The sequence below is a fragment of the Salipiger bermudensis HTCC2601 genome, from assembly GCF_000153725.1.
Lineage (GTDB): Bacteria > Pseudomonadota > Alphaproteobacteria > Rhodobacterales > Rhodobacteraceae > Salipiger > Salipiger bermudensis.
On the sequence record NZ_DS022276.1, the window covers coordinates 3,515,359 to 3,538,410 of the forward strand.

At 66.2% G+C, this 23,052-nt stretch carries 23 protein-coding genes, 1 tRNA gene and 1 pseudogene; 10 read left to right on the forward strand and 15 right to left on the reverse strand.

The genetic code is table 11. The annotated features are described in order from the left end of the window. Window positions 1-808: uracil-xanthine permease family protein (locus R2601_RS16610; protein WP_007800409.1), on the forward strand; the 808-nt coding region annotated here is incomplete at its 5' end. Between the two features lie 178 nt (window positions 809-986). On the opposite strand, the gene R2601_RS16615 is transcribed toward R2601_RS16610, so the two are convergent. After that, the gene (locus R2601_RS16615) at window positions 987-2,846 is read right to left on the reverse strand and encodes an ABC-F family ATP-binding cassette domain-containing protein (protein ID WP_007800410.1); all 1,860 of its coding nucleotides are present in this window, start codon (window positions 2,844-2,846) and stop codon (window positions 987-989) included. 217 nt (window positions 2,847-3,063) lie between these two features. Between R2601_RS16615 and ndk the strand changes: the two genes are divergently transcribed. Next, a complete protein-coding gene (ndk, locus tag R2601_RS16620) occupies window positions 3,064-3,486 on the forward strand; it encodes a nucleoside-diphosphate kinase (protein WP_007800411.1) in 423 nt (140 codons plus the stop codon). 90 nt (window positions 3,487-3,576) lie between these two features. On the opposite strand, the gene R2601_RS16625 is transcribed toward ndk, so the two are convergent. From R2601_RS16625 to R2601_RS16635, 3 genes are all read right to left on the reverse strand, one after another. Continuing rightward, a complete protein-coding gene (locus R2601_RS16625; RefSeq protein WP_050768459.1) occupies window positions 3,577-3,984 on the reverse strand; it encodes a DUF4112 domain-containing protein in 408 nt (135 codons plus the stop codon). 5 nt (window positions 3,985-3,989) lie between these two features. Further along, window positions 3,990-4,160 (reverse strand): YqaE/Pmp3 family membrane protein, encoded by a 171-nt coding sequence (locus tag R2601_RS26065; protein WP_007800413.1) that lies wholly within the window; start codon window positions 4,158-4,160, stop codon window positions 3,990-3,992. A 110-nt stretch (window positions 4,161-4,270) separates the two neighbouring features. Next, complete coding sequence (locus tag R2601_RS16635; protein WP_007800414.1) at window positions 4,271-4,615, reverse strand: TfoX/Sxy family protein; 345 nt, start codon at window positions 4,613-4,615, stop codon at window positions 4,271-4,273. A 260-nt stretch (window positions 4,616-4,875) separates the two neighbouring features. Here R2601_RS16635 and R2601_RS16640 point away from each other — a divergent pair, with 260 nt between their 5' ends. Together R2601_RS16640 and R2601_RS16645 are read left to right on the forward strand one after the other, a co-directional pair. After that, entirely contained in the window at window positions 4,876-5,475 is a 600-nt protein-coding gene (locus R2601_RS16640) for a biotin transporter BioY (protein WP_040544839.1), read from the forward strand. Between the two features lie 116 nt (window positions 5,476-5,591). Continuing rightward, window positions 5,592-6,338, forward strand: coding sequence for a heme-dependent oxidative N-demethylase family protein (locus tag R2601_RS16645; RefSeq protein ID WP_007800418.1), 747 nt, complete (start codon window positions 5,592-5,594; stop codon window positions 6,336-6,338). Here R2601_RS16645 and R2601_RS16650 read toward each other — a convergent pair. From R2601_RS16650 to R2601_RS16670, 5 genes are all read right to left on the reverse strand, one after another. Beyond that, a complete protein-coding gene (locus R2601_RS16650; RefSeq protein ID WP_007800420.1) occupies window positions 6,328-7,089 on the reverse strand; it encodes a hypothetical protein in 762 nt (253 codons plus the stop codon). The two genes, R2601_RS16645 and R2601_RS16650, sit on opposite strands and share 11 nt — an antisense overlap. A gap of 150 nt (window positions 7,090-7,239) precedes the next feature. Then, entirely contained in the window at window positions 7,240-8,052 is an 813-nt protein-coding gene (locus R2601_RS16655; protein WP_007800421.1) for a lytic murein transglycosylase, read from the reverse strand. Window positions 8,053-8,215: 163 nt separating this feature from the next. Next, the gene (locus tag R2601_RS16660; protein WP_007800423.1) at window positions 8,216-9,067 is read right to left on the reverse strand and encodes a hypothetical protein; all 852 of its coding nucleotides are present in this window, start codon (window positions 9,065-9,067) and stop codon (window positions 8,216-8,218) included. 559 nt (window positions 9,068-9,626) lie between these two features. Further along, window positions 9,627-11,033: a type I glutamate--ammonia ligase gene (gene glnA, locus R2601_RS16665; protein WP_007800424.1), complete on the reverse strand. Its 1,407-nt coding sequence runs from the start codon at window positions 11,031-11,033 to the stop codon at window positions 9,627-9,629. A 65-nt stretch (window positions 11,034-11,098) separates the two neighbouring features. Then, window positions 11,099-11,437, reverse strand: a complete 339-nt coding sequence (locus R2601_RS16670) for a P-II family nitrogen regulator (RefSeq protein ID WP_007800427.1) — start codon at window positions 11,435-11,437, stop codon at window positions 11,099-11,101. Window positions 11,438-11,610: 173 nt separating this feature from the next. Between R2601_RS16670 and R2601_RS16675 the strand changes: the two genes are divergently transcribed. Beyond that, a complete protein-coding gene (locus R2601_RS16675) occupies window positions 11,611-13,212 on the forward strand; it encodes a bifunctional ADP-dependent NAD(P)H-hydrate dehydratase/NAD(P)H-hydrate epimerase (RefSeq protein WP_040545464.1) in 1,602 nt (533 codons plus the stop codon). A 316-nt stretch (window positions 13,213-13,528) separates the two neighbouring features. Here R2601_RS16675 and trpE read toward each other — a convergent pair whose 3' ends face one another. From trpE to R2601_RS16695, 4 genes are all read right to left on the reverse strand, one after another. Further along, the gene (gene trpE / locus R2601_RS16680) at window positions 13,529-15,043 is read right to left on the reverse strand and encodes an anthranilate synthase component I (protein WP_007800430.1); all 1,515 of its coding nucleotides are present in this window, start codon (window positions 15,041-15,043) and stop codon (window positions 13,529-13,531) included. 8 nt (window positions 15,044-15,051) lie between these two features. Next, entirely contained in the window at window positions 15,052-16,899 is a 1,848-nt protein-coding gene (locus tag R2601_RS16685) for a peptidyl-prolyl cis-trans isomerase (RefSeq protein ID WP_007800432.1), read from the reverse strand. A gap of 36 nt (window positions 16,900-16,935) precedes the next feature. Beyond that, window positions 16,936-18,138, reverse strand: a complete 1,203-nt coding sequence (locus R2601_RS16690) for an aminotransferase (protein WP_007800434.1) — start codon at window positions 18,136-18,138, stop codon at window positions 16,936-16,938. A gap of 81 nt (window positions 18,139-18,219) precedes the next feature. Further along, window positions 18,220-18,642: a winged helix-turn-helix transcriptional regulator gene (locus tag R2601_RS16695; protein ID WP_007800436.1), complete on the reverse strand. Its 423-nt coding sequence runs from the start codon at window positions 18,640-18,642 to the stop codon at window positions 18,220-18,222. A 92-nt stretch (window positions 18,643-18,734) separates the two neighbouring features. On the opposite strand from R2601_RS16695, the gene R2601_RS16700 reads away from it, so the two are divergent. Further along, window positions 18,735-19,604, forward strand: a complete 870-nt coding sequence (locus tag R2601_RS16700) for an SDR family oxidoreductase (RefSeq protein ID WP_007800437.1) — start codon at window positions 18,735-18,737, stop codon at window positions 19,602-19,604. Between the two features lie 67 nt (window positions 19,605-19,671). On the opposite strand, the gene gpt is transcribed toward R2601_RS16700, so the two are convergent. Next, on the reverse strand, window positions 19,672-20,196 hold the full coding sequence (gene gpt / locus R2601_RS16705; protein ID WP_007800438.1) for a xanthine phosphoribosyltransferase: 525 nt from the start codon (window positions 20,194-20,196) through the stop codon (window positions 19,672-19,674). Between the two features lie 12 nt (window positions 20,197-20,208). Further along, window positions 20,209-21,014 (reverse strand): annotated as a pseudogene (gene fabI, locus R2601_RS16710) (enoyl-ACP reductase FabI). A gap of 101 nt (window positions 21,015-21,115) precedes the next feature. Between fabI and pdxH the strand changes: the two are divergent. The 4 genes from pdxH (at window position 21,116) to R2601_RS16730 (ending at window position 22,953) form a co-directional block, all read left to right on the forward strand. Next, window positions 21,116-21,721: a pyridoxamine 5'-phosphate oxidase gene (pdxH, locus tag R2601_RS16715; RefSeq protein WP_007800440.1), complete on the forward strand. Its 606-nt coding sequence runs from the start codon at window positions 21,116-21,118 to the stop codon at window positions 21,719-21,721. Between the two features lie 106 nt (window positions 21,722-21,827). Beyond that, window positions 21,828-22,370 carry a cold-shock protein gene (locus R2601_RS16720; protein ID WP_007800441.1) on the forward strand — a complete coding sequence of 181 codons (543 nt, stop codon included), beginning with the start codon at window positions 21,828-21,830 and terminating at the stop codon, window positions 22,368-22,370. Further along, window positions 22,343-22,819, forward strand: coding sequence for a DUF192 domain-containing protein (locus tag R2601_RS16725; protein WP_007800442.1), 477 nt, complete (start codon window positions 22,343-22,345; stop codon window positions 22,817-22,819). Before R2601_RS16720 ends, R2601_RS16725 begins: the two co-directional genes overlap by 28 nt. Before the next feature lie 57 nt (window positions 22,820-22,876). Further along, window positions 22,877-22,953, forward strand: a tRNA-Pro gene (locus tag R2601_RS16730). Window positions 22,954-23,052 lie beyond the last annotated feature (99 nt).

A 23,052-nucleotide genomic window follows, 5' to 3' on the forward strand; every position in this document is an offset into this window, starting at 1 on the left:
TCTCGTTCTGACCTTCACCGGCAGCCCGATGCTGCGCATCTCGGCGATCATGGTCGGACTCGTGGTCGGCACCATCGTGTCGATGGTCTTCGGCATGGTGGATTTCTCGAGGGCCGGGGAGGGCGAGCTGATCGCCATCCCGCAACCGTTGAAATACGGGCTCGATTTCGACATCGGCCTGTTCCTCCCCATCGCCTTCATCTTCCTCGTGACGGCGATCGAGACCTCGGGCGACCTGACGGCCAACTCGGTGATCGCGGGCCAACCGGTCAAGGGGCCTCTCTACCTGCGCCGGATCAAGGGCGGCATTCTCGCCGACGGGGTCAACTCGGCGCTGGCGGCGCTTTTCAATACTTTCCCCAATACGACGTTTTCGCAGAACAACGGCGTCATCCAGATGACCGGTGTCGCGTCACGGCACGTGGGGATGTATATCGGCGGATTCCTCGTGCTGCTCGGGTTCTTTCCCTTCGTGGGCCAGCTCTTCCTGCTGATCCCGAAGCCGGTGCTGGGCGGCGCGACGCTGGTGCTCTTCGGCACCATCGCGGTGGCCGGCATCCGCATCCTCGCCACCCAGGAGATCGACCGTCGCAAGGTCTACATCATGGCGGTAAGCTTCGGTCTTGGCCTCGGGGTGACGCTGGTGCCGGAGGCAACGCAGAACCTGCCGGCCTTCCTCAAACAGGTGGTGGCAACGCCGATCACACTGGCCGGGCTCTCGGCAATCCTCCTGTCGTTGGCGATCCCCGAGACCAAGGAGACCACCGAGGCGGTCGATGAGCCCTCGGAGGACGGCGCCACCGCCTGACGCGGCACCTGGCGACGGGGGCAACAGGGGGCGCTGCCCCCTCTTGGCCTGCGGCCAATTCACCCCCGAGGTATTTTTGAACCAAAGAAGCCAGGGGCGCAGCGCTCTTGGCTTCTCTTCGTCAAAAATACTCCCGCCGGAGGCATCCGAGGTCTGCCCGAAGGCGACGCGGTCGGGCTCAGGCGGTTTCGGCGGTCTCGAGCTTCTGCAGCGCCGCTTCCCAGAGCGCCTCGGCGCGATGCAAGCCGTCCATGACCTCGGCGTATTTCTTGTTCCAGGTATCGAGCTCGCCGGCGCGGGCAGCCTCGTAGAGCGCCGGGTCGGCGAGCTTCTTGGCGAGCTTCTCGCGCATCTCCTCGATCTTCTCCACCCGCGCCTCGCATTTGCGTACCTCCGAGCGCAGCGCCAGGATCTGGTCCCGCGAGGGCTTCGGTGCCTTGGGCGCGGCGGCTTTCGCCTTCTCGGGCTTCGCGGGCTTGTCCTGCGTCAGCAGCAGCGCCCGGTAGGCGTCGAGATCGTCCTCGTAGGGCTTCACCGTGCCGTCCTTCACCAGCCACAGCCGGTCGGCCACAAGGCTCAGGAGGTGCATGTCGTGGCTGACCAGGATCACCGCGCCGGAGTATTCCGTCAGCGCCTCGACCAGCGCCTCACGGCTCTCGATGTCGAGGTGGTTGGTCGGCTCGTCGAGGATCAGCATGTGCGGCGCGTCGAGCGTGGCGAGAAGCAGCGACAGGCGCGCCTTCTGCCCGCCCGAGAGCCGGCCCACCTCAGTCTCTGCCTGCGCTGCCATCAGCCCGAAGCCCGCGAGCTGGGCGCGGAGCTTTGGCGGCGCGGCCTCGGGGCGCTCGCGCTGCAGGTGCTGCAGAGGCGTCTCGTCGAGATGCAGCTCGTCGACCTGGTGCTGGGCGAAATAGCCGATGCGCAGCTTTGAGCTGCGGACCATCTTGCCGTCCATCAGAACCAGCCGATCTGCGAGAAGCTTCGATAGCGTCGACTTGCCCTGGCCGTTGCGGCCCAAGAGCGCGATGCGGTCGTCCTGGTCTATGCGCAGGTTCAGCCGCGACAGCACCTGCCGATCGCCATAGCCCGTGGCGCCGCCTTCAAGCGCCACGATGGGCGGTGAGAGCTGGTCGGGCTGCGGGAAGCTGAACACCCGCTTGGCGGCCTCCTCGGGCGCGGTGATGGTGTCCATCCGCGCGATCATCTTGAGACGCGCCTGCGCCTGCTTGGCCTTCGAGGCCTTGGCGCGGAACCGGTCGACGAAGCTCTGCAGGTGGGCCTTGCGCTCCTCCTGCTTCTTCGCTGCGGCCGCCTGCACCGCGCGGCGCTCTGCCCGGGTGCGGGCGAAGGTGTCGTAGCCGCCCTGGTACAGCGTCAGCTGCCGGTCCTCGAGATGCAGGATCGCGCCCACCGCCCGGTTCAGCAGCCCGCGGTCGTGCGAGATCACGATCACCGTATGCGGATAGCGGGTGAGATAGCTCTCGAGCCACAACGCGCCTTCGAGATCGAGATAGTTCGTCGGCTCGTCGAGCAGGAGCAGGTCGGGCTGTGCAAAAAGCACCCCGGCCAGCGCCAGCCGCATCCGCCAGCCGCCGGAAAAATCCGAGCTCGGGCGTTGCTGGTCGGCCTCGTCGAAGCCCAGACCCTTGAGGATCGAGGCCGCGCGGCCCTCTGCCGACCAGGCATCGATATCGGCCAGCCGGGTCTGCACCTCGGCGATGCGATGCGCGTCGGTGGCGGTCTCGGCCTCGGCCATCAGAGCCGCACGCTCGACATCGGCGGCCAGCACCGTCTCGATCAGCGACATGTCCGAGGCCGGCGCCTCCTGCGCCACTCCGCCGATGCGGGCGCGCTCGGGCATGCCGATCTCGCCGCCGTCGAGCGTCAGCTCGCCGCGGATCAGCCGGAACAGCGTGGTCTTGCCGGCGCCATTAGGGCCAACGAGGCCGACCTTGTGGCCGGCGGGAATCACCGCGGAGGCGCCCTCGAACAGGGGCCGCCCCTCGACGGAATAGGAAATGTCATCGATCCTGAGCATGCCCGCGCTCTAGCAGAGGCGCAGCGGCACGGAAATCCCCCATGATCTTCTCTTGGCTTGAAATATCCCGGGGAGCGCGAGGGGCTGGCCCCTCGCAGGCCGAAACCTGCCGCCGCACGGGGTGGCTCGGGTCTTTCCAAGACCTCGCGTGCATGGTAACGCCCACATCAGAAAATACCGGCCGGGCCAGATGCCCGGCCTTTCAATGGAGACAGACATGGCCCTCGAACGGACCTTTTCGATCATCAAGCCCGATGCCACCCGCCGCAACCTGACCGGCAAGATCAATGCCAAGTTCGAGGAGGCGGGCCTCCGCATCGTCGCACAGAAGCGCATCCACCTGACCAAGGCGCAGGCCGGCGAGTTCTACAAGGTGCACGCCGAGCGTCCGTTCTACGACGAACTCTGCGAGTTCATGGCTTCCGAGCCGGTCGTGGTGCAGGTGCTGGAAGGGGAAGGCGCGATCGCCAAGAACCGCGAAGTGATGGGCGCCACCAACCCGGCGGACGCCGCAGAAGGCACCATCCGCGCAGAGTTCGCCGAGTCGGTCGGGGAGAACTCGGTGCACGGCTCCGACGCGCCGGAGACCGCCGCGGAAGAGATCGCCTACTTCTTCTCGGGCCTCGAACTGGTCGGCTAAGCCGTCCTTTCGGATCCGTCACAAGACGCGAAACGGGCGCCCAGAGGGGCGCCCGTTTTCTTTTTGCCTTCCGGCAGAGTCCGGCAGATCTCAGGCCAGCTCGGCCCCTTGATAGTCGGGTGCCTCGGCCCGGCCTTCTCCGGCGGTTCGGTGGTATTCCTCCGCCCAGCGGCGCAGCAGCGCTGCGTTGCGCATATTGGCCTTGTAGCCGATGTCCATAATGTCGCCGATCAGCGGCAACAGGCCAATGGCCCAGTCCACGGCCACGTTCCACCCCATCTGCACAACCAGCGACTTGGGCGCACCGAGCTCTCGGGCCTCGTTGACGATCCAGACCGCCGGTGCCAGCGCCAGCGTGTCGCCGATGCCCGGAACGAGGCCGATGATCGAATCCCATCCCAGCCGGATCCCGGTGAAGGGCAGGCGGAAAGCCCGGTCGAGGCGGCGTGCATAGCGCTCGACGCGCTCGACCCGTTCAAAGGTGTCACGACGCGACATGGCGATCACGCGTGCTCGGGCGTCCGGGCGATGATCCAGACGGCGTGGACGATGCCGGGGATATAGCCCAGAAGCGTAAGCAGGATGTTGATCCAGAAGTGCTTGCCAAGACCCACCTGCAGGAAGACGCCGAGCGGCGGCAGGAGGATGGCGACGATGATGCGGATAAGGTCCATGGGGACGGGCCTCCGTTGCGTGTTACGTTTGGCCAATTAACGTGAATACCCCGTCGCGGGTTCCGCCCCGGGCCGGCAGCAGCGTCCGCTTGGGCGGACGAGAGGCCGCCTCAGCCGTCCTTGCGCCGCGCAATGACGCCGATCTCGTCAAGCACCGCCTCGATCCCCAAAAGCGCCTCGCTACGGCCCGAAACCTCGGCGCAGAGCGCATCGAACCGCGCCCTCAGATCGTCTTTCTCCTTGCCCCGGCAATCGTTCCAGGGCCGGCCCTGAAGCGCCATGTGCAGCACGTAGTAGCTGATGAAATGCGGCCTGGTGCCGGTGCGCAGCATCCGGCCGTAGGCGTCATGCGCCCCGAGCTCGCGCAGCGTTTCGGCATCGGGAATGCCAGCGCGGGCGCAGGCCGCCTCGACGGCGGGGCCGAGATTGCGGATGGAGGAAACCGGCGTGGACATCTGCGCCTCGCGCTGAGCTATGGACCGCACAAGACCTGACACCGCGAGACGTCCGGGGCAAGCCCGGCCGGGACGACAGACGCAGGGCCCGGGCGCAAAGATCGAACGCAGAGATCGGGCGCCGGGCAGGGCAGGCGCTTTGCGGCTGCAAAGCACGAGTTTGCAAATTAAGCGTGCATGACGGCTTCGTGACGGCTTGCGGTGTGCATCACCTTGGTGCAAAACCTGAGGCAATGGAGATGAAACAAGGGGGACACCCGATGACCATCGCACAGAACCGCTCCGTTCTGGTGGAAAGCTTCGGTGCCACGGAAGGCACCGCCCTGCGCCTCAAGCAGGCCGCCCTCGTGGTGGCCGGCATCGCCTTCCTGGCGATCATGGCCAAGATCAAGGTGCCGATGTGGCCGGTGCCGATCACCATGGGCACCTTCGGCGTGCTGACCCTCGGCGCCGCCTACGGCGCGCGGCTCGGCCTGGTGACCATCCTCGGCTACATGCTGGTGGGCGCGCTCGGCTTCGACGTTTTCGCCGGGAGCACGGCCGAGCTCAACGGCTTTGCCTACATGATGGGCGGCACCGGCGGCTACCTCGTGGGCTATGTCATGGCGGTGCTGCTGCTCGGCACGCTGGCGCGCGCCGGCTGGGACCGCTCGGCCCCCAAGATGGCGGGTGCAATGCTGCTCGGCAACGCCCTGATCTACGTGCCCGGCCTGATCTGGCTCGGCATGCTCTACGGCTGGGACAAGCCGATCCTCGAGTGGGGCCTGACCCCGTTCCTCGTCGGTGACGCGGTGAAGCTGGCGCTGGCCGCGCTGATCCTGCCGCTGGCCTGGAAGGCCATGGGCCGCGCCCGCGGCTGAGCCTTCGCCTCAGAGGAAAGCAAATCAAGCGGCGCGGGGGCTTCCCGCGCCGCTTTTCGTTGACCGCGACGCTGCCGCATCTTGCGGTGCCCTTGCGGTGGCGCTAGCCCTTTGCCATGACCCTGCAAGAGCGCGTTCCCTTCGATCTCTCCACCTCGCGGCCGCTGCCCAATATCGGCCCGGTCGCCATGTCCGACTGGCTGCTCGTCGACGAAGCCTACGCCGGGCAGATGGCGACCCGCGAGCATCTGCTCGACACCAATCGCGACGCGGTGCTCGCACTTTCGGAACGCGCCCGCCCGGCGGCGGACGAGCTGCTGGGTTTCGTGCTCTCGCATCTGCCGGAGGGCTTTTGCCGCGACGGCGAGCGCGTCACGCGCCCGGACGGAGGCCAGGTGACGCTTGATCGTGCTGACCCGATGGGGACGCTGGGACGACTGGTGCAGGAGGATCTCTGCCTGCTCGAGAAGGCAGAGGGCGAGGCCGAGCACGTGCTGACCGGGGCGGTGCTGTGCTTTCCCGCCGGCTGGCGGCTGGCGCAGAAGGTGATGCGCCCGCTGGTCGAGATCCACGTGCCGATCCCCGAGTATGACGACGCCATTGCCGCGCGGGTGCAGCGCCTGTTCGACGGGGTGCAGCCCGGACGCCCGTTGATGCGTTTCAACCGCCTCTGGTATGACGATCCGACGCTGTTCCAGCCGGGGCCCCGACGCGACAACGACGATCGCTCGGACCCGAGCACCGCTGCCTACTTCCGTTCCGAGCGCCAGTGCCTCGTCCGCCTGCCCGAAACGCGCGCCGTGGTGTTCTCGATCCACACCTATGTGATGGAGCGCGCGCGGGCGCTCGCGCTCAGCGCATGACCTGATAGAGGATGTCGCGCAGGAACTCGGTGTTCTGAAGGGCGACCAGCAGCGCCACGACCGCCGTGACCTGTGCGATGATACGCAGATCCATGCGACGCCACAGGCTCCAGAGCAGACGCGGCGCGCGCAGCGGTACAAGCACGACCCCAAGCCCGAGCTTGCGCCGTTTGGACGGCGAGCGGGTCGAGGCTCTTTCGGGTGCCTGCCTGCGTTCGACGACAGGAGCGACGACAGCGGCGGGTTGCGGTTCAACGGGTTCGGGCGCGTCGTCGAGCTCCATCATGTCGCGCAGGTGCTCGGACAGGGCGAAGTCCATGTGGGGCGGCTGAGACGGGCTGTAGGCGCTCTCGGCCACCTGAGGGGCGAACATCTCGCGAAAGTCATCGGGTTCGATCAGGGTCTCGCAATCGTACCAGTCGATTGTCTCGACCGGGATATGCGAGAGCATGCCGCGGACGGTTTGCGCCAAGATCCGGCGGGCGAGCGTGTCGTCGCCTCTCTCGTCCTTGCGATGCAGAATGCGGACCGACAGGTAGGGCGCGTCGTCGGGAATGCGCTGGACCCTTACCGCCACGCCGAAATGGTCGGCCATCAGCGCCGCCCGTTTCTTGGACCGCCGGATCGCTCGGCCAGATGCGGAATCGAGACGTCGCAACACCTGCGCCGCATCGCTGAGCAACTGCCGGTCGTTCAGCGCGATGTCGTGGGTCAGAAAAATGCCCGCGTGCGGTGTCTCGATGTGGTCCAAACCGTCGGACTCCCTGAACTCGTTCAGTGATTACGATTTGGAAATTATATAGCAAATCTGGCATATCGGGGACGGGGCGATGGCGTTAATACGACATTAACCATCGTCACCCCGTCCGCCGATCTTCCTCTGGTTGCAGCTCGTCGCTGCTCAGCGGTCGATCCGCTCGGCCGCGAGGGCGATTGCCTGCTGGTAGACCGTCGCCGCGTTCCACTCGTTCAGCACGCGGAAGTTTGCGGTGCCCTGCTGGTAGGGCTGGCCTGGGCGCCAGCCTTTCTGGCGCAGGAAGTTGGCGGTCGAGGCCAGCGCGTCCCACTCGTTGTAGAAATCGACACGGCCGTCGCCATTGCCGTCGACGCCGTAGCGCATGGCATTGCCCGGCAGGAACTGGGTGTGGCCGAGCTCGCCATGGGCGGCGCCTTTCTGGGTCGGCGACAGCATTCCTCGATCGACCATCTGAAGCGCCGCGAGTGCGTGCGGGGTGAAGAACGAGGACCGGCGGCAATCATAGGCCACGGTGCTGATCGACGAGACCACCGGCACGTTGCCCATGGTGCGGCCAAAGCCGGTCTCCATGCCGTGGATCGCCACGAGGATGCCCGCAGGGACGCCGTAGCGCTGCTCGACCGCGGCGTAGAATTGCGGGTTGCGCTGGATCCGTTTGCGCCCGGTGGCGGCAAACCCGTCGAGCGAGCCGAGGCGGATCCGGATGAAATCGTTGAGCGCGTATTTCACACCCTTCTGATTGCGGTCCGCCGAGATGGTGGTGGTGGAATACTGCGCGTTCATCAGCGCCTGGATGCCGCGTTGGCCAACGCCGGCGCGCTGCGCCTCGGCCGCGAACGCCTGCTTCCACGCGTTGAAGCCACTGGCGTTGTTGCCGCATGTGGCGGCCTGCACCGTGCCTGCCGTGGCGAGCCCGAGGGTGACGGCTGCGGCAAGTCTGAATACCCGGCGGAACATTCTAGGTTCTCCAATTCTCTCTGAGTTGGAGATGACGGTAGCTCAGCCCCGAAAAGGGGCAAACAGAAATGTCCCAGCGCCATGCCTATGCCGGAAAACCGCCGATAGGACGGCCTCCTTGGGCCGAGCCCCAAACCAGGGGCCCGGCGCCGCAAGACGGGGATCAGTAGGTGCCAAGCAGGCCGGCCGCGACGCCGGTGGCGTCGAGGGCCACGAAGAGACCGGCGATCCCGGTGGCCAGCATGCGGCGCTGCTGCGGGAAGGCGCTGGTGGCATTGTAGGCGAGAAGCGGCACGGCCAGAGGCAGCGAGATCGTGGCAACGCCCACCGAAAGCGCCCAGCTCGAGGCACTGGCAGCCTCCGCGGTTTCCGGCACTTCGCGCGGCAGATCGGCCATCTCGGCCTTCTGCACCGGTGCCAGCAATGCGCTGCGCAGGCGGCGGTCATAGGCCTGGTAGTGCGCCTCCTTCCGCTTGTGCTGCGTGGTGGGCTGGCGGCGGGATTTCTTGGCCACGGGCAAGGTGCGGGCCAGCACGTCCTTCTGGGTCAGGCGCTCGGTGCGAGCGTGGCCATGCTCGAGGCGGACGCGGCGCGGACGCAGGCGCTCGGGCTCGGCGGGCGCCACCGGTCCCTGCGCGGCGCAGGCGGGCTTGAGTTCGGTGATGAAGCGGTCACGCGGCAGGCGGAGGTCGGTGCCGGCCCAGATCACGTGCGACACCGGAAGTGCTTCGACAAGCGCGAAGAGCACGTGGGCCAGCGGCGTGAGCACAGCTTGCTCGTCGCTCGGGGCCGAGACATGCAGCATGGCCTCGTCAGCCTCGTGATGGACGCTGACCGTCCAGTCGCCTGTGCAGGTGGCAAAGCGCAGCGTGACGGTATCTGTACGGTCGCAATCGGCGACGGAAAAATCGTTATGTGTCAGGGCATCGCGCATGATCTGCTGGATCTCGTCGAGAACCACGATCGAACGGGCGGCGAAGACAAGACGGGCTGTACTCGTGAAACCTTGGGTCATCTTGAACTCCTGAACAGTGTTTTTCTTGGTATTCCATTTCCCTACGACACTCACTCTTGGTCCCGATTGGGGTGAGAATCTGGCCCGTCTGAGGAGGCGAATGGCCCGGCCTGCCCAGATTGCGTCCGAGTTCAGGGCGAAACCGCCGCAATCTCAATGAACTGAGGCGCTTCAGCCATGATTTGATGCGTCTGCGAGATTTTAGTCCGAAATTGTCTCAACCTATCCATAAGGGGTGACGCTAACGCGCGTCAGCCTGACCGTATTTGGAACATCAATTTGAGAGGTTTTCTTTGGGAACCCGCTGCAGTCACGGCGATCACTTTGGACAATCCTGGGAATTTTCATTCGCTGACGCCCTATCGGAAACGGTAGGGCCAAATGCGGACCACGAATCGCGGTGGACCGTCAACATTCTGACCACCTAAGGGTCATTGGGCCGCATATTCGACCACCTCAGAGAGGCGCTCTCGTCAGACTGCTTGGGTCGCGAAAGCCGGCCACCGCACAACGAAAAAGGGCGCCCGAAGGCGCCCTTTCCCGAATACGTCCGCGAGGATCAGCAGCTGTAGTACAGCTTGAACTCGACCGGGTGCGGGGTCATTTCGTACTGCTCGAGCTCTTCCATCTTCAGGTCGATGTAGCCTTCGATCTGGTCCTTGGTGAACACGTCACCGGCCAGCAGGAAGTCCATGTCGGCCTTCAGCTCGTCCAGAGCCTCACGCAGCGAGCCGCAGACGGTCGGGATGCCCTCGAGCTCCTCCGGCGGCAGGTCGTAGAGGTTCTTGTCCATGGCTTCGCCCGGATCGATCTTGTTCTTGATGCCGTCGAGGCCGGCCATCAGGAGCGCTGCGAAGCACAGGTAGGGGTTCGACGACGGGTCGGGGAAGCGGGCTTCCACACGCTTTGCCTTCGGCGATTCCGCCCACGGAATACGAACGCAGCCCGAGCGGTTGCGGGCCGAGTAGGCGCGCAGGACGGGGGCCTCGAAGCCCGGGACCAGACGCTTGTAGGAGTTGGTCGACGGGTTGGTGAAGGCGTTGAGCGCCTTGGCGTGCTTGAGCAGGCCACCGATGTACCACAGGGCTTCCTGCGACAGGTCGGCGTACTTGTCACCTGCGAAGAGCGGCTTGCCGTCCTTCCAGATCGACATGTTCACGTGCATGCCGGTGCCGTTGTCGCCGGCGATCGGCTTCGGCATGAAGGTTGCCGACTTGCCGTAGGCCTGAGCCACGTTGTGGATGATGTACTTGTACTTCTGAAGCTCGTCAGCCTGCTTGGTGACAGTGCCGAAGATCAGGCCAAGCTCGTGCTGGCACGACGCCACCTCGTGGTGGTGCTTGTCGACCTTCATGCCGATGCGCTTCATGGTCGAGAGCATCTCGGAGCGCAGGTCCTGCGCGTCGTCGATCGGGTTGACCGGGAAGTAGCCGCCCTTGACGCCCGGACGGTGACCGGTGTTGCCCATCTCGTAGTCGGTGTCGGTGTTCCACGATGCGTCGAGCGCGTCGACCTCGTAGGAGACCTTGTTCATCGCAACCGAGAATTTCACGTCGTCGAACAGGAAGAATTCCGCTTCCGGGCCCATGAACGCGGTGTCGCCGATGCCGGATGCCTTGAGGTAGGCCTCGGCCTTCTGGGCGGTGCCGCGCGGGTCACGATCGTAGGCTTCGCCGGTGTCGGGCTCGACCACCGAGCAGTGCACGCAGAGGGTCTTCTCGGCGTAGAACGGATCGATGTAGACGCTGTCCGGGTCGGGCATCAGCTTCATGTCGGATGCTTCGATCGACTTCCAGCCTGCGATGGAGGAACCGTCGAACATGAAGCCTTCTTCGAGGAAATCCTCGTCGACCTCATCGGCAATCACCGTCACGTGCTGCAGCTTGCCGCGCGGATCGGTGAAGCGGATGTCGACGTAAGCGACCTCCTCGTCCTTCATCAGCTTGAGAACGTCTTTGATGCTCATTCCCTTCTTCCCTTTCTGTGACTTTTGGGTCCGGTATGATTATTGTTCGGCCGCTCGTGCCGCGCTCAGAGCGCGTCGGAGCCGGATTCGCCGGTGCGGATCCGGATGGCCTGTTCGATCGGGCTCACGAAGATCTTGCCGTCGCCGATCTTGTCGGTCTTGGCGGCAGAGATGATTGCCTCGATGGCGGCGTCGACGAGCTCGTCGTCCAGGACGACCTCGATCTTCACCTTGGGCAGAAAATCGACCACATATTCCGCGCCGCGATACAGCTCGGTATGGCCTTTCTGGCGGCCAAAGCCCTTCACTTCGAGAACCGAGAGGCCCTGGATGCCAGCATCCTGAAGCGCCTCCTTGACCTCGTCGAGCTTGAACGGCTTGATGATCGCCTCGACCTTTTTCATGGTCTATCTCTCCTCGTAATCCCGTGTCGGACCCTGCCAGATCATTTCTGCCCGGCGGCCACAATCGGATAGCCTACGGGGGCAGGGGGTGCATAGAGCGATTTGTATCGACCGCGCGAATTTTGCGCAACATGCCTTCAGAATGGGCGAAATGAAAACTTGAGGTGGAAGACATGGCAGATCTCCTGACGGCAGCGCAGATGCGCGCGGTGGAGACGGCGGCAATGAACTCGGGCGAGGTGTCCGGTCTGGAGCTGATGGAACGGGCCGGAACGGGCGTGGTGGAGGCAGTTTTCAAGCACTGGCCCGAGCTTGCACGACGCGCGCACCGGGCCGTGGTGCTGTGCGGGCCGGGAAACAATGGCGGCGACGGATTCGTCATCGCGCGGCTGCTGGTCGCGCGCGGGTGGGAGGTAGAGCTCTACCTCTACGGCGTGCTCGATCGGCTGCCGCCCGATGCGCGGCGCAACGCCGAACGCTGGCAGGAAATCGGCCAGATCCTGCCGCTTGAGCCCGGTTTCGAGGCCTCGAGCCGGCGCGCGGCGCTGGTGGTCGATGCGCTGTTCGGCACCGGCCTGAGCCGCCCCATCGCTGATCTTGGCGCGACGCTTCTGGATCTTGCGGAACTGCGCGGCGAGGGAGCGGCGCTGAGCGCCGGCGAACGCCCGGACTGGACCCCGCTGATCGTCGCCGTCGATCTGCCGAGCGGGCTTTGCAGCGACAGCGGCCGGGTGCTGCGCGATGAGCATTTCGTGGGCCTGCCGGAGGTGCTCGAGGCGGCCTCCGCGGCGGCGGACCTGACCGTGACCTTCCACGCCCGCAAGCTTGGCCACGTGCTGGACGAAGGGCCCGAGCTCTGCGGCACCGTGGTCGTGGTGCCGATCGGCCTGGAGCCGCGCCGCTCGCGCGCGCCGCGTAGCGAGCGGGTGGCCGAGGTGACGGCGCCCGCGGGGCTGGCCAAGGCGGGTGGGCACAAGTTCAGCCACGGCCATGCGCTGGTTCTGTCGGGTGGCTTCGGGCGCACCGGTGCCGCCCGGCTCTCGGCACGCGCGGCGCTGCGCGCGGGCGCAGGGCTGGTGACGCTTGGCGCGCCGGGCGCGGCGCAGATGGAGATCGCGGCGCAGATCACAGCGCTGATGCTGCGCCGGATCGAAGGCGCGGAAGAGCTCTCGGAACTGCTCGAGGATGACCGGCTCAACGCGCTCTGTCTCGGGCCGGGGCTGGGGCTCGAGCGTTCGCTCGAACTGGCGCCGGTGGCACTTGAGGCAGAACGTCCGACGCTGCTCGATGCCGATGCGCTCTCCGCCTTTGCCGACGACCCGGCAGAGCTTTTCGGGCTGCTGCACAAGGGCTGCGTACTGACCCCGCATGGCGGCGAGTTCGCGCGATTGTTTCCCGATCTCGCGGCGCGGCTGCGCGAGGTCGCCGAGGCCGGCCCGGCGTACAGCCGGGTCGATGCGGCACGCGAGGCGGCACGGCGGGCGGGCTGCGTGGTGCTGCTCAAGGGGCCAGATACGGTGATCGCGGCGCCGGATGGGCGCTGCGCGGTCAATGCCGGTGTCGGTGCGCGCGCGGCGCCATGGCTGGCGACGGCGGGCGCGGGCGACGTGCTGGCGGGGCTGATCTGCGGGCTGATGGCGCGCGGTCTGGCGCCCTTCGAGGCGGCCGGTGCGGGGGCGTGGCTGCATGTCGAGGCGGCGCGGGCCTTCGGGCCGGGGCTGATCGCCGAGGATCTGCCAGAAGCGCTGCCGGGGGTTCTCGCAGACTTGCTCTGAGGGTTGGGGAGACGCTGTCTGTCTCGCCTCGCGGTCGACCTTAAGAGTACAAAGCGGGGCGGTCGAACACGCCCCAGCGCGGAATCAAGGCCGCAGGCCGCCGCGCCATCGTCGGCCCGCCCGGACGGGCCGGCGATCTGGGGCCGCAGGCGCTTCGCTGCGAGGTCCTTCGGATATGGCTGGGATAAAACGAGGGATTCTGAGCAAGGATCGCCATCCCGCGGGCCGCCGATGGCGCGGCGGGCGTCGAGGGACGGATTTGGCAGAGGGATCGGAGGGGGCGCTGAAGGAAAACGGGCCCAAGCGGGCCCGTGTCTCAGCTGTTGCCGGAGGAGGTGAACCGCGCCGCGTCCGCCGCCGCGCGGCGAATGGCGTTGGATTTGTGCACCGTCTCCATGTACTCGGCCTCGGGGTCGCTGTCATAGACCACGCCGCCGCCAGCCTGGATGTAGAGCTTCTCATCCTTCACGATCGCGGTGCGCAGCGCGATGCACATATCCATGTCGCCGCCGGCGCTGAAATACCCCACGCCGCCGCCATAGACGCCGCGCTTCTCGGGCTCGAGCTCGTCGATGATCTCCATCGCGCGGACCTTGGGCGCGCCCGAGACGGTGCCCGCAGGCATCCCGGCGAAAAAGGCCGACAGCGCGTCCTGATCATCGGCCAGCTCGCCCACGACATTGGAGACGATGTGCATCACGTGGCTGTAGCGCTCGATGATGAACTTCTCGGTGGGGCGGACGGTGCCGATCTTCGACACCTTGCCGGTGTCGTTGCGGCCCAGGTCGAGCAGCATGAGGTGCTCGGCCAGCTCCTTCTTGTCGGCCAGAAGATCGGCTTCGAGTGCGCGATCCTCCTCGGGCGTGGCGCCGCGCGGACGGGTGCCGGCGATGGGCCGGATCGTCACCTCTCGACCAAAGACCCGAACGAGGATCTCGGGAGAGGCACCGATCACCTGGAAGCCGCCGAAGTTGAAATAGAACATGAAGGGCGACGGGTTGGTCCGCCGCAGCGAGCGGTAGAGTGCGAAGGGCGGCAGCGGGAAGGTCTGGGTCCAGCGCTGCGCCGGCACGACCTGGAAGATGTCGCCCTTGCGGATGTAATCCTTGGCGGTCTCGACCGCGGCCTTGTAGCTATCGCGGGTGAAGTTCGACACCGGCTCGCCGGCCTCGTGCGCCTCGCCGAGATCGCGGCTCGCTTGCGGCAGCGCGCGTTCGAGATCGCGCACCGCATCCATCACGCGCTCGGCGGCACGGGCATAGGCGGCGCGGGCGGACACCCCGTCCTGCACCCAAGCCGGCGCCACCACGGTGACCTCGCCCTTGACCCCGTCGAGCACGGCGACGACCGAAGGGCGCAGCATCAATGCGTCGGGCAGGCCGAGCGGATCGGGATTGACGTTCGGCAGGTGCTCGACCAGCCGGATCATGTCATAGCCGAGATAGCCGAACAGCCCGGCGGAGGCCTGCGGCAGATCCTCGGGGAGCTCGATCCGGCTTTCCGCGATGAGCTCGCGCAGCGCGGTGAGCGGATCGCTCTCGACCGGCGCGAAGGCCTCTGGGTCGAAGCGCGCCTGCCGGTTGATCTGCGACGTCTCGCCGTGACACTTCCACACCACGTCGGGCTTCATGCCGATGATCGAGTAGCGCCCGCGCACCTCGCCGCCGGTCACCGACTCGAGCATGAAGGCATCCTTGGCGGCGCCGGTCAGCTTGAGCATCAGCGAGACCGGCGTGTCGAGATCGGCGGCAAGGCGCGCGTAGACCACCTGGTTCCTGCCGCCCTCGTAGGCCGGCGCGAAGTCTTCGAAAGCGGGAATGAGCGTCGCCATGATGGGCCTTACTGCAGGGTGCTGAGCACGGAGTTCACCGCGGACTGGTCGATGCTGATGCCGGCACGCGACTGGATGTCGGCATTGAGTGCGCGGAACAGGTCCTGCGAGACGCTGCCCGCTGCCTGGTCGCGCAGCGCGTTGCCAAGCTGCTGGATCTGCGGGTCTTCCATGTTGACCGGGGTGACGTCATCGAGCCGCACGATCAGCGCCGCACCGTCGCCGCGCACCGCGCGGGCCTCGCCTGCGGCCATGTCGAACACCGCCTCGAGCACCGCCGCCGGCAGACCCTGAATGCGCGACTCGCGGGTCAGGCCGCTCTCTGCGCTGGCATCGAGCCCGTTCTCTCCAAAGCTCTGGTCCTCGGAGATACGGGTCGCGATCTCTTCGGCCTGTGTCAGCAGCGCGTCGGTGGCCTGCTCCTGCTCCCAGAGCTGCTCGACCCGGTCGCGCACATCCTCGAACGGGGCAGGCGCTGGGGCGCGAAGCTCGTCGAGGCGGAGCGCGAAGATGCCGCCGTCGCCAAGCTCGGCGATTGCCGGGTAGTCTCCCTCGGCCACGGCGGAGGCCGCCTCGCGGAAGGACTGGTAGCCGGCGATGCCGGTGTCGGTGCTGGCGGTCCAGTCGATCTGGCCAAGCTCCATGTCGGTGTCCTGCGCCAGCTCTTCCAGCGTCGCGCCGCCGGCAAGCTCGTCGTCGATGCTCGAGGCCATGCCCTCGATCACCCGGCGGGCCCGGTCGAGCACCAGTGCGTCACGCAGATCCGGCACCGCCTCTTCATAGGGGGTTTCCTGCGCCGGCAGCACGCCGTTGACGCGGTAGAGTGCCGGGCCGAAGGAGGAGGGCGCCGGGCCCACGACATCGCCGACCTCGGCCGAGAACACCGGCTCGGCGGCGTCGCCCAGCGTGTCGCGGGTCACATCGCCCATGTCGGTGTCGATCAGCGCCAGGCCGCGCTCGTCGACCACGGTCTCGAAATCCGCCTCGACCGAGGCGATGCGGTCGGCGGCGGCCTGGGCCTCGGCCTCGGTGCTGAACACCAGCCGCTCGATCAGGCGCCGCTCGGGCAGGTTGAACTCCTCGGCGCGCTCGTCATAGGCGGCGCGCAGGGCGTCTTCCTCGACCTCGACGGTGTCGACGATCATGTCCGGCGTCAGCCAGGCGAAGGTGATGACCTTGGTCTCGGGCAGGGTGAAGAGGTCGATATTGTCATCGTACCACGCCTGCAACTCGTCCTCTGACGGCACCGGCAGGCCTGTGTTGAGCGCGTCGCGCTCAAGCGTGGCCCAGGTGAAGGCGCGGCTCTCGCCGATATACTCGAGCAGCGTGTCGACATAGGCGTCGGGCAGGGTGGTGCCCGAGATCACCGCGGCGCTGAGGATCGAGCGCGCGGCGTCGCGGCGCAGGTTTTCCTCGAACTCGCCTTCGTTGAGGCCGGCATTCTGCAGCGCGTAGGCATAGGCGCTGCGGTCGAAATTGCCGTCCGGGCCGTTGAAGGCCTCGACATTGCTCAGATCCTCGGCAACGCGCTCGTCCCCGACCGAAAGGCCGATCCGGGTGGTCTCGTCCTCGAGTGCGGCATTGGTCACGACCTGCGCCAGCACCTGATCGGTGAGGCCGGACTGGCGCGCCTGCTCGACCGTGATCGCCCGGCCGGTCTGGGCCTGCTGGGCGCGCAGCTCGGATTGCAGCGCGCGGGCATAGTCGCTGGTCGAGATCGTGGTGTCGCCGACCGAGCCGATATTGCCGACCCCGCCGGAGAAATTCACCGTGCCGAAGGCGCCGAAACCGACGAACGAGGCGATCAGGATCGCCCAGACGATGTACTTGGTGATGCCGGCTTTTCCGCGCGCCATGACTGCCTCTTCCCCTTATGGTTCTGGCGCCCGTGTCTATGACGGGCTGTCGGTCCCCGCAAGGGGCCAGTCCAGCGCGTCGAGCCGGTCGAACAGCACCGTGATCGCGTCCGCGTCGAGATTGGCGAAGGCGAAGCGGAAATGCCGCGCGCCGGCAGGGTCCTCTGGCGGCACGAACATGGTGCCGGGCAGGGCGAGGATGCCGGCCTCGTGCACCAGCTTGCGCCCCAATACGTCGGAGCCTTCGGCGAAGGGATGTTCGACATACGCGAAATAGGCGCCCAGGCCCTTGAGGCGCCAGCCACGCGCCTCGAGCCGCGGGAACTGCGCGGTGATCGCCTCGCGGCGCGCGAGGATCTCGTCACGCTCGCCGGCGACCCACTGGCTCAGGTTCTCGAGCCCCCAGAGCGCCGCGATCTGGCCGAGCTGCGGTGCGCAGATCGCCACCGTGTCCTGGAACTTCTCGACCTCCTCGAGCAGGCCCGGCGCTGCGATGATCGCGCCCACGCGATGGCCGGTGAGACGGTAGGCCTTGGAGAAGCTGTAGAGCTGGATCAGCGTGTCCTCGTGGCCCGGCTGGCGCAGCAGATCGTGCGGCGCACCGGAGCGGCTGTCGAAGTCTTTGTAGGTTTCGTCGACGATCAGCTTGATGCCATACTCACGGGCAAGGTCGTAGAGCGCCCGCAGGGTCTCGGCCGGATACTCGACGCCGCCGGGATTGTTGGGCGAGACCAGCACGATGGCGCGGGTCTTCGGGCTGATCAGGGCGCGGGCATCCTCGGCCCCGGGCAGCAGGTCGTCGCCAGTGGGCAGCGGCACGGTGCGCACGCCCTGCATGTCGAGCCACATCTTGTGATTGAAGTACCACGGCGTCGGCAGCAGCACCTCGTCGCCCTCGCCGGCGATGGCGGCCATGGTGGCGGCGAAGGCCTGGTTGCAGCCCGCGGTGATCGCGACCTGATCGGCGCTCACCTCGGCGTCGTAATGCGCGCTCCAGTCGCGGGCCAGCGCGATGCGCAGCGCCGGCAGGCCGAGGACCGGGCCGTAGAGATGGGTCTCGGGCTGCTCCATCGCCTCGGCCATGGCGCGGCGCAGGGCGGCGGGCGGCGGATCCACGGGCGCGGCCTGGCTCACGTTGATCAGCGGTCGGTCGGCGGGAAAGGACACGCCCTCGATCCAGCGCTTGGCCTCGGGGACCGGCGGTGTGAAGGTGGATTGCGTGCGGCTGAGTTGGGTCATTTTGTCGGATCCGGCGTGATTTCGGCGCACGCTATCAGGCCGCTCCGGGCGGGGAAAGGCCCGCCGTGGCGGGCGCTTCGCTCAGGCGTCCGCGGTGTCGAAGGACGCGCGCGCGGCGCGGATGCGGCCGTGGTTGCGGTCGGCCCAGTCGGTCAGGATGGCAATGGGCTCGAGCGCGGAATGACCAAGCTCGGTCAGGGCGTATTCTACCGATGGCGGCTTGGTCGGAAAGACCTGCCGCGAGATCAGCCCGTCGCGCTCGAGCTGGCGCAGGCTCTGGGTCAGCATCCGCTTGGAGATGTCGCCGACCTGACGTTGTAGCGCCGAAAAGCGCTTCGGACCGGTGGTGAGGGCGATCAGCAGCAGCAGCGTCCACTTCTGGCCCACCCGGTCGAGCACATCGCGCACCGGGCAGACGCCGGGATCGTCCGGCGCGCCGTCGAAGGACGCAAGCTGGCGCAGGATCTCGATGCCGTCCGGGTTACCCGCATGTTCCCTGGTCATGATAAAGTGCCTCCTTCACAGCGCCCTACATTCGGTCTACATCCGAGACCATATCACGGTTATAGACCAAATTCGCACGAAAGGAAAATCCCATGTCTGACACGCTCAAATACCTTGTCACCGGCGCCTCCGGACAGCTTGGCGGCCTCGTCATCGACGCGCTTCTGGCCCGCGTGCCGGCAGGCGAGGTCGGCGCGCTGGTGCGCCGCCCCGAGGCGGTGGCCCCGCTGGAAGCCAAGGGCGTGAGCGTCCGCGTGGCCTCCTATGACGATCCGGCGGCGCTGACCGCAGCCTTCGCGGGCGTCGAGCGCCTGCTGCTGGTGTCGTCGAGCGAGGTGGGCAAGCGCGCGGCGCAGCATGGCAACGTGATCGACTCCGCCAAGAGCGCGGGCGTCGGGTTCATCGCCTACACCTCCATCCTCGGCGCCGACAGCTCGCCGCTGACCGTGCTGCCGGCGGAGCACATGGCGACAGAGCAGGCGCTGGCGGCCTCGGGCCTACCTCACGCGCTGCTGCGCAATGGCTGGTACACCGAGAACTACACCATGGGCGTGCCGACGGCGCTGGAGCATGGCGGCATGATCGGCACCATCGGAGACGGCCGGGTCTCGAGCGCCACGCGCGCCGACTATGCCGAAGCGGCGGCCATCGTGCTGAGCGGCGATCTGCCGGCCTCGGGCACGGTCTACGAGCTGGCCGGTGACACCTCCTACAGCCTGCCGGACTTCGCAGCTGCGCTCTCGGAGCTCTCGGGCAAGGAGATCGGCTACACCGACATGCCCCCCGAGGCCTACCAGGCGGCGCTGATCGGAGCGGGCCTGCCGGCACCGGTGGCCGAGATGCTGGCCGACAGCGAGAAGGGCGCCGCGCAGGGCGGTCTCTACAGCGAGGACAAGACGCTCTCGACCCTGCTCGGTCGCCCGACGACGCCGTGGCGCGACACGCTGGCCGCGGCGCTCTAAACGTAAGACGCCCCGCGCCTTGATCCGGCGCGGGGCGGCAAATTTTTCGTACGAAAAATTTTGGCGCTCAGTCGGAATCGCCGCGATAGGGCTTTACGTATTGCAGCGCCATGTCCCACGGGAAGAAGATCCAGGTGTCCTGGCTGACTTCCGTGATGTAGCTGTCGACCATCGGCTTTCCCATCGGCTTGGCATAGACCGTCGCCACATGGGCCTTGGGGTAGAGGCTGCGCACCAGTTCGAGCGTCTTGCCGCTGTCGACCAGGTCGTCGATGATCAGGATGCCGTCGCCATCGCCGACAAGCTCTGCGTCGGGCGATTTCAGCACCTGCGCCTCACGCCGCTGGTCGGCCTTTCCGCCGCCCGAGTGGTAGCTCTTGACGCTGATCGTGTCGACGGTGCGGATGTCGAGCTCGCGGGCGATGATCATCGCCGGGGCCATGCCGCCCCGGGTGATTGCCACCACTGCCTTCCAGCCGCCATCTTCGGGCCCGTGGCCCTGAAGCCGCCAGGCCAGCGCCCGCGCGTCGCGGTGCAGCTGGTCCCAGCTGACGTGAAAGCCCTTTTCATGCGGCAGAAGGTCGTTGGTCATGCGAGCTCCTCCTCAGCCCTTGGTGATATCAGGCGCGTCAGGCGCCTTCATGCCGACGATGTGATAGCCTGCATCGACGTGATGGGTCTCGCCGGTGACGCCCGCGCCGAGATCCGACAGCAGGTAGAGCGCCGAGCCGCCGACATCGTCGATGGTCACGTTGCGGCGCAGAGGCGAGTTGTACTCGTTCCACTTCATGATGTAGCGGAAATCGCCGATGCCCGAGGCGGCCAGCGTCTTGATCGGACCGGCGGAGATCGCGTTCACGCGGATGCCGTCGCGGCCGAGATCCTCGGCGAGATAGCGCACCGACGCCTCGAGCGCCGCCTTGGCCACGCCCATGACGTTGTAATGCGGCATGATGCGCTCGGCACCGTAATAGGTGAGGGTGAGGGCGGAGCCGCCCTTGGTCATCATCTTCTCGGCCCGCTGCATGACGGCGGTGAACGAGTAGACCGAGATGTCCATGGTCAGCTTGAAGTTGTCGCGGCTGGTATCGACATAGCGGCCCCGCAGCTCGCTCTTGTCCGAAAAGCCGATGGCGTGGACGATGAAGTCGAGGTTGTCCCAGCGCTCTTTCAGCCCGTCGAACAGCCCGTCGATCGAGGCCTCGTCGCCCACGTCGCAGGGCAGCACGATGTCGCTTCCAAGTTGAGCGGCCAGCGGATCGACGCGCTTCTTCAGGGCGTCGCCCTGATAGGAGAAGGCGAGCTCGGCGCCGGCGTCGCGAAGTGCCTTGGCGATGCCCCAGGCGATTGATTTGTCGTTGGCGAGGCCCATGATCAGGCCGCGCTGCCCGCCATCAGAGTGTTTGACATTTCCTATCTCCGCCCGGCATTTCTGTGTTCGAAACCCTTTAGGGCAAGCCCGGAACGGCTTCAAGGGTTTGCGCTGTCATCGCAGGTGAAGGAGAACCGATATGTCCGACCGCACAGGCATCTTCGCGGGGGACGACCCGTTCGCGATCGCCCGCAGCTGGCTGGCCGAGGCCGAGAAGACCGAGATCAACGATCCCAACGCCATCGCGCTGGCCACGGTCGACCCGGATGGTCTGCCCAATGTGCGCATGGTGCTGCTCAAGGAGATCGAGCCGGATGCCTTCGTGTTCTACACCAATTACGAGAGTGCGAAGGGGCAGGAACTTTCAGAAAGCGGCAAGGCCGGCTTCGTGATGCATTGGAAATCGTTACGCCGTCAGGTGCGGGTGCGCGGAACGGTGACCCGCGAAGACGGACCGCAAGCCGACGCCTATTACAACAGCCGCTCTCTGAAATCCCGTCTCGGAGCATGGGCGTCGCGGCAGTCGCAACCCCTGTCTTCGCGCGCGTCTTTGATGGCTGACGTGGCGAAAATCACCGCAACCCATGGCGCGACGCCGAAACGTCCGCCATTCTGGGGTGGGTTTCGGATCGCCCCATTGGAGATCGAGTTCTGGGCGGATGGCGCCTTCCGGTTGCATGACCGTTTCGTGTGGCGTCGGCGGTCCATTGCCGACCCATGGAACGTGGACCGGCTGAACCCGTGAATTTCACGTCACGTGAACTGCACAGGCTTGCAAATATAAGTTGAGTGGGCTTGCATTTGCTGCCCTGCCTGTCGCAAGAGGGAAGCGGGGATACGCATGACGACCAATGGAAGCACAGTTGACACAGCATGACGAAGAGACGTTCGACGTTCTCGGGAAGGTAAAGTGGTTCGATCCCGTAAAGGGATTTGGCTTTGTAATCGCCGATGAAGGTGGGCCCGATATCCTGCTTCATGCCAATGTCCTGCGCAATTTCGGCCAGAGCTCAGTGGCCGACGGGGCCCGAATCGAGGTCAGCGCGCAACGGACAGAACGTGGAATTCAGGCGACAGAAGTGCGCAGGATCGAACCGCCCGAAGCGCCGTCCGGCGCTCCGCTGGCAGATTTCGAGGATGTCGATCCCGAGATCATGCGATCGGCTCCGCTCGAGCCCGCACGGGTCAAATGGTTCGACAAGGCCAAGGGCTTCGGCTTTGCCAACGTGTTCGGCCGCTCGGATGACGTGTTCATTCACATCGAAGTGTTGCGGCGCTCCGGCCTCGCGGACCTTCAGCCCGGGGAAGCGCTTGCAATCCGCGTGATTAACGGCAAGCGTGGGCAGATGGCCACCGAGGTAAATGCATGGGAAGCTGCAATTTCTCCCTCCTGACACTGCTGGCTGCCGCCCTCGCGGGCGGCCCGCTTGCTGCACAGTCCTGCCGCGATGATGCCATCTGGCTCCGCGGCGACTGGGGCAGTGTGCGCCTGAGCGTCGAGGTGGCCGACGATGCGGCGGAACGCGCACAAGGGCTGATGCATGTCGAGCAGATGCCGCCGGGCGCTGGGATGCTTTTCGTCTACGAGGCAGAGCGCCCGACCGCGTTCTGGATGAAGAACACACTCATTCCGCTCGACATGATTTTTGCCGATGCGCAGGGACGGGTGGTCAAGGTTCACCCGATGGCGATCCCGCATGACGAAACGCCGATCCCGAGCGGCGAGCCGGTGCAATACGTGCTCGAAATCAATGGCGGCATGGCGGCACAGCTTGGCATCGCTGAAGGCAGCGAAATGATGCATCCGGCCATTTCCGGCGATCCGGTCTGGCCCTGCGAGTAGCACGCCGCGCGGATTGGCCCTTTTCAATCCTCCGGCTTCGCTTTATGCGGAGCCTGTCGGGGCGTAGCGCAGCCTGGTAGCGCGTCTGTTTTGGGTACAGAAGGTCGTGAGTTCGAATCTCGCCGCCCCGACCACTTTCCTCACATCGTCATCAATGCCGCGTGATTCCAGGCCCTTGCCGTCCTGGTCGCGCGAGTGATCGCGTCATCAGCACGTGCTGCCCGGTTTTTCGG

Excerpts from the sequence above, each read along its gene's own strand:
- ndk (WP_007800411.1), top strand. The coding sequence starts at position 3,064 with ATGGCCCTCGAACGGACCTTTTCGATCATCAAGCCCGATGCCACCCGC.
- R2601_RS16655 (WP_007800421.1), bottom strand. The coding sequence starts at position 8,052 with ATGTTCCGCCGGGTATTCAGACTTGCCGCAGCCGTCACCCTCGGGCTC.
- R2601_RS16635 (WP_007800414.1), bottom strand. The coding sequence starts at position 4,615 with ATGTCCACGCCGGTTTCCTCCATCCGCAATCTCGGCCCCGCCGTCGAG.
- gpt (WP_007800438.1), bottom strand. The coding sequence starts at position 20,196 with ATGACCAACGACCTTCTGCCGCATGAAAAGGGCTTTCACGTCAGCTGG.
- glnA (WP_007800424.1), bottom strand. The coding sequence starts at position 11,033 with ATGAGCATCAAAGACGTTCTCAAGCTGATGAAGGACGAGGAGGTCGCT.
- R2601_RS16625 (WP_050768459.1), bottom strand. The coding sequence starts at position 3,984 with ATGTCGCGTCGTGACACCTTTGAACGGGTCGAGCGCGTCGAGCGCTAT.
- R2601_RS16640 (WP_040544839.1), top strand. The coding sequence starts at position 4,876 with ATGACCATCGCACAGAACCGCTCCGTTCTGGTGGAAAGCTTCGGTGCC.
- R2601_RS16695 (WP_007800436.1), bottom strand. The coding sequence starts at position 18,642 with ATGACCAGGGAACATGCGGGTAACCCGGACGGCATCGAGATCCTGCGC.
- R2601_RS16645 (WP_007800418.1), top strand. The coding sequence starts at position 5,592 with ATGACCCTGCAAGAGCGCGTTCCCTTCGATCTCTCCACCTCGCGGCCG.
- R2601_RS16700 (WP_007800437.1), top strand. The coding sequence starts at position 18,735 with ATGTCTGACACGCTCAAATACCTTGTCACCGGCGCCTCCGGACAGCTT.
- R2601_RS26065 (WP_007800413.1), bottom strand. The coding sequence starts at position 4,160 with ATGGACCTTATCCGCATCATCGTCGCCATCCTCCTGCCGCCGCTCGGC.
- R2601_RS16615 (WP_007800410.1), bottom strand. The coding sequence starts at position 2,846 with ATGCTCAGGATCGATGACATTTCCTATTCCGTCGAGGGGCGGCCCCTG.
- R2601_RS16725 (WP_007800442.1), top strand. The coding sequence starts at position 22,343 with ATGGGAAGCTGCAATTTCTCCCTCCTGACACTGCTGGCTGCCGCCCTC.
- R2601_RS16685 (WP_007800432.1), bottom strand. The coding sequence starts at position 16,899 with ATGGCGCGCGGAAAAGCCGGCATCACCAAGTACATCGTCTGGGCGATC.
- R2601_RS16720 (WP_007800441.1), top strand. The coding sequence starts at position 21,828 with ATGGAAGCACAGTTGACACAGCATGACGAAGAGACGTTCGACGTTCTC.
- R2601_RS16690 (WP_007800434.1), bottom strand. The coding sequence starts at position 18,138 with ATGACCCAACTCAGCCGCACGCAATCCACCTTCACACCGCCGGTCCCC.
- trpE (WP_007800430.1), bottom strand. The coding sequence starts at position 15,043 with ATGGCGACGCTCATTCCCGCTTTCGAAGACTTCGCGCCGGCCTACGAG.
- pdxH (WP_007800440.1), top strand. The coding sequence starts at position 21,116 with ATGTCCGACCGCACAGGCATCTTCGCGGGGGACGACCCGTTCGCGATC.
- R2601_RS16660 (WP_007800423.1), bottom strand. The coding sequence starts at position 9,067 with ATGACCCAAGGTTTCACGAGTACAGCCCGTCTTGTCTTCGCCGCCCGT.
- R2601_RS16670 (WP_007800427.1), bottom strand. The coding sequence starts at position 11,437 with ATGAAAAAGGTCGAGGCGATCATCAAGCCGTTCAAGCTCGACGAGGTC.
- R2601_RS16675 (WP_040545464.1), top strand. The coding sequence starts at position 11,611 with ATGGCAGATCTCCTGACGGCAGCGCAGATGCGCGCGGTGGAGACGGCG.